The following is an 884-nucleotide window of genomic DNA, read 5'->3' as shown; positions in this document are numbered from 1 at the left end:
TCGGCCGAGGGCACCTTGGGCAGCCCCGGCATGGTCATGATGTCGCCGCAGATCATGACCACGAACTCCGCCCCCGCCGCCAGGCGCACTTCCCGGATGTTGATCACGTGCCCGGAGGGCGCCCCGCGCAGCTGGGGGTCGGTGGAAAAGGAGTACTGGGTCTTGGCCACGCAGATCGGGTAGTGGCCGTAGCCGTCCTCCTGCAGCTTCTTGATCTGGGCGCGCACCTTGGAGTCGGCCGTCACCTCCGCCGCCCCGTAGATGTTGCGCGCCACCGTCTGGATCTTGTCCCACAGGGAGGCGGAATCGGGGTAGACGAACTTGAAGTTGGCCGGGGTGGTTTCGATCAACTTGACTACGGTGCGCGCCACCTCCTCCGCCCCTTTGCCCCCTTCCGCCCAGTGGCGCGCCACCACCACCGGCGCCTCGTGATGGGCCATCTTCTTCCTGAGCAGATCGATCTCGGCCGCCGTGTCGTGGCTGAAGTGGTTGATCGAGACCACGCACGGCAGCCCGTAGTGGTTACGCACGTTGTTGACGTGCCGCTCCAGGTTGGCGATGCCCTTCTCCAGCGCCGCCAGGTTCTCTTGGTTGAGGCTCTTCAGGTCCGCGCCCCCGTGGTACTTGAGCGCGCGGATGGTGGCCACGATCACCACCGCATCGGGCCTGAGCCCGCTCTTGCGGCACTTGATGTCGACGAACTTCTCCGCCCCCAGGTCGGCCCCGAAACCGGCCTCCGTCACCACGTAGTCGGCGAGCTTTAGCGCCGTTTGCGTGGCGATGACGGAGTTGCAGCCGTGGGCGATGTTGGCGAAGGGCCCGCCGTGGATGAAGGCGGGGTTGTTCTCCAAGGTCTGCACCAGGTTGGGCTTTAAGGCGTCCTT

Annotated in this window: 1 protein-coding gene; it reads right to left on the bottom strand. The window is 65.7% G+C overall.

Annotation, left to right across the window (positions count from 1 at the left end; translation table 11 throughout):
* The coding region (locus tag ACTFO6_RS17320; protein WP_439935680.1) for a formate--tetrahydrofolate ligase at window positions 1–884 on the bottom strand (884 nt) is incomplete at both ends.

The sequence above is a fragment of the Pelomicrobium sp. G1 genome (assembly GCF_051905455.1).
GTDB lineage: Bacteria > Pseudomonadota > Gammaproteobacteria > Burkholderiales > UBA6910 > Pelomicrobium.
This window is presented reverse-complemented; position numbering and strand designations above follow the sequence as displayed.